Raw genomic sequence first — 3,201 nt, 5'->3', positions numbered from 1 at the left:
GGCCGAGCGTCAGGCCGCGAGCGCCCGCCTCGCGACCCTGCGACGGGAGCGCGGCGAGTACCGCCCGCTGCCGAGCTTGGAGGAAGCGCTCGCCTACCCGTATTCCGACGCGGAGCGGGCCCAGATCGAGCGCGGCCGCGACAAGCTGCACGTGGGCGGGCCGGAGACCCTGCGGGCGCGGCTCATGGACCTCGTGGCGGGGACGCAGGCCGACGAACTGATGATCGTCACGGCGATCCCCGACCAGGCGGCGCGGCACGACTCCTATACCCGGCTGGCCCAAGCCTGGGGCCTCGGCGCGGTCTCGGAGGCGGCCTGACGGTCAGGGATCCCAAAGGGCTCAGCCCTTTGGCGGAGTATCGGGGCGGAGCCCCGATGAACCAAGGCTCCGCCCTGGACCCGCACAAGGTCCCGGACCTTGTGGATCCGGAACCTTGGCGTCAGCGCCCCAGCAGGCGGCCGAGGCGACCGAGCAGGCCGGGGGCCTTCTCGTCAGGCGGTGCGGCGGAGGCCGCCGGGGCGGCTTCGCCCTTCGGCGCCAGGACCAGCCCGAGCGCCGCCGTGTCGGTGGTCTCGCGGTCGATCAGGATCAGGCTGCCGGTCTCGCGGTTGGCCGCGTAGGCGTCCACCGCCACCGGACGGTCGAGGCGCAGGGACACGTCCGCAATGTCGTTGGCGGTGAGGCGCTCGGCCGGGCCCGGCTTGCCGGTCTCGGGATCGATCCGGGAGACGATCCGCTCGACGGTGGCGTTGACCGTGGCGGTGCCGATCTTGGCGAGCAGGCTCGCCCCCGGCGCCAGCTCGGTCTCGGCCGCCCAGAACAACCGGGCGTCGAAGCTCTCGGCGACCCGCAGGGGCGCGCCGGACGCCGCGATCACCTGCCCGCGGGAGGCGTCGATCTGGTCGGCCAGCACCAGGGTCACCGATTCGTCCTCGCCGGCCTCGGGCAGGTCGCCGTCGGCGGTGTAGATCCGCGCCACCGTCGAGGTCCGGCCGGAGGGCTGGATGGTGACGGCGTCGCCCGGGCGGACCCGGCCGCTGGCGATCCGCCCGCTATAGCCGCGGAACTCGGAATTCGGCCGGTTGACCCATTGGATCGCCATGCGGAACGGAGCGTTGAGCGCCTCCGCGTGCACCGGCACGGTCTCCAAATAGTCGAGCAGCGTGCCGCCCGTGTACCAGGGGGTGGCGATGCCGGGCTCCACGACGTTGTCGCCGTTCTTGGCCGAGAGCGGGATCGCCTTGACCTCGGCGAAGTTCAGCTCGCGGGCGAACGCGGTGAAGCCCGAGCGGATCGCGTCGAACGTGTCCTGCGACCAGCCGACGAGGTCCATCTTGTTCACCGCCAGCACCACCCGGCGGATGCCCAGCATCGAGACCAGCAGGGCGTGGCGCCGGGTCTGGCGGATCAGGCCCTGTCGGGCATCCACCAGGATCACCGCCACGTCCGCCGTCGAGGCGCCGGTGGCCATGTTGCGGGTGTACTGCTCGTGGCCGGGGGTGTCGGCCACGATGAACGAGCGCTTGTCGGTGGAGAAGAACCGGTAGGCGACGTCGATGGTGATGCCCTGCTCGCGCTCGGCCTGGAGGCCGTCGACGAGCAGCGCAAGGTCCATCTCCTGCCCCTGCGTGCCGTGGCGGCGGGAATCGCGCTGGAGCGCCGAGATCTGGTCGTCGAAGATCTGCTTGGTGTCGTGCAGCAGCCGGCCGATCAGGGTCGACTTGCCGTCATCCACCGAACCGCAGGCGATGAAGCGCAGCACGGCCTTGCTCTGGTGGGCGGCCAGGAACGCCTGATAGGTGGCGGCACGGTCGCTGAACGCGGTGGGAGCCTGGTGCACCGTCATCAGAAATACCCCTCCTGCTTCTTGCGCTCCATGGCGCCCGCGCCGTCCTTGTCGATCACCCGGCCCTGGCGCTCCGAGGTGCGCGCCGCCAGCGTCTCGCCGACGATCTCGGGCAGCGTGGCCGCGTCGCTCTCCACCGCGCCGGTGAGCGGGTAGCAGCCGAGGGTCCGGAAGCGGACCAGGCGCTGCTGCGGAACCTCGCCGGGCTCCAGCGGCAGCCTGTCGTCGTCCACCATGATCAGCTGGCCGTCGCGCTCCACCACCGGGCGCTCGGCCGCGAAGTAGAGCGGCACGATCGGGATTTTTTCCTGCTCGATGTAGAGCCAGATATCGAGCTCGGTCCAGTTGGACAGCGGGAACACCCGCAGGGACTCGCCGCGCTTCTTCTTCAGGTTGTAGAGGTGCCAGGGCTCCGCGCGCTGGCGCTTGGGATCCCAGCGGTGCTGCGCGGTGCGCAGGGAGATGATCCGCTCCTTGGCCCGGCTCGCCTCCTCGTCGCGGCGGGCGCCGCCGAAGGCCGCGTCGAACTTGTACTTGTCGAGGGCCTGGCGCAGCGCCTGGGTCTTCATCACGTCGGTGTGGACCTCGGAGCCGTGGCTCACCGGCCCGATGCCGCGGGCGAGCCCGTCCGGGTTGGTGTGGACCAGGAGGTCGAGGCCGAGTTCCTTCACCCGGGCGTCGCGGAAGGCGATCATCTCGCGGAACTTCCACGTCGTGTCGACGTGGAGCAGCGGGAACGGCAGGGTGCCGGGCGCGAACGCCTTCAGGGCCAGGTGCAGCAGCACCGAGGAATCCTTGCCGATCGAGTAGAGCATCACCGGGTTCTCGGCCTCGGCGACCGTCTCCCGGAAGATGTGGATGCTCTCGGCCTCCAGCCGCTTCAGGTGGCTGAGGCGGTCGGCGGAGGCGGGGGCGCCCGTCGGCACCGCGGCGGCGAGGGCTGCGCTCATCGGGCGAACTCCGGCTGGCGGGTCTTCACGTCTGGGGTGCTCTCGAAGATGGCGGGCTCCTGGCCCGGCTGGATCGACGCGGAGGGCCGCCCGACATGCAGGCCGCACTCCTTCTTCTCTTCCTGCTCCCACCACCAGCGCCCGGCGCGCTCCGGCTCGCCGAGCTTCACGGCGCGGGTGCAGGGGGCGCAGCCGATCGACGGGAAGCCGCGATCGTGCAGGACGTTGTAGGGAATGAAGTTCTCGCGCACGAAGCTGTCGACCTGCGCCCGGGACCAGTCGGCCAGGGGGTTGAGCTTGATCAGGCCGCGGGCGGGATCGAACTCGGCGAGCGGCGTCTCGGCGCGGTTGGCCGACTGGCCGGCGCGCAGGCCGGTGAGCCAGCCGCTCGCGCCGTCCAGCGC

General features: G+C 71.3%; 3 protein-coding genes and 1 pseudogene. 1 reads left to right on the top strand and 3 read right to left on the bottom strand.

Translation table 11 applies throughout. The features are described 5' to 3' along the window. Nucleotides 1-319: pseudogene (locus FV228_RS24665) on the top strand (LLM class flavin-dependent oxidoreductase); the annotation flags it as partial. A 121-nt stretch (nucleotides 320-440) separates the two neighbouring features. On the opposite strand, the gene cysN reads toward FV228_RS24665, so the two are convergent. The 3 genes from cysN to FV228_RS24650 all read right to left on the bottom strand — a co-directional run. Then, nucleotides 441-1,847: a sulfate adenylyltransferase subunit CysN gene (gene cysN, locus FV228_RS24660; RefSeq protein ID WP_147856966.1), complete on the bottom strand. Its 1,407-nt coding sequence runs from the start codon at nucleotides 1,845-1,847 to the stop codon at nucleotides 441-443. Next, complete coding sequence (gene cysD / locus FV228_RS24655; RefSeq protein WP_147856965.1) at nucleotides 1,847-2,797, bottom strand: sulfate adenylyltransferase subunit CysD; 951 nt, start codon at nucleotides 2,795-2,797, stop codon at nucleotides 1,847-1,849. The genes cysN and cysD overlap by 1 nt, the downstream gene beginning before the upstream one ends. Continuing rightward, nucleotides 2,794-3,201: phosphoadenosine phosphosulfate reductase family protein (locus FV228_RS24650; RefSeq protein ID WP_147856964.1), on the bottom strand; the 408-nt coding region annotated here is incomplete at its 5' end. The genes FV228_RS24650 and cysD, both read right to left, overlap by 4 nt.

Origin of the sequence: Methylobacterium sp. WL18 (genome assembly GCF_008040015.1) — a bacterium.
GTDB classification, from domain to species: Bacteria; Pseudomonadota; Alphaproteobacteria; order Rhizobiales; family Beijerinckiaceae; genus Methylobacterium; species Methylobacterium mesophilicum.
Note: the sequence above shows the minus strand (reverse complement) of the source record. Positions and strands in the feature narration are given on the sequence as shown.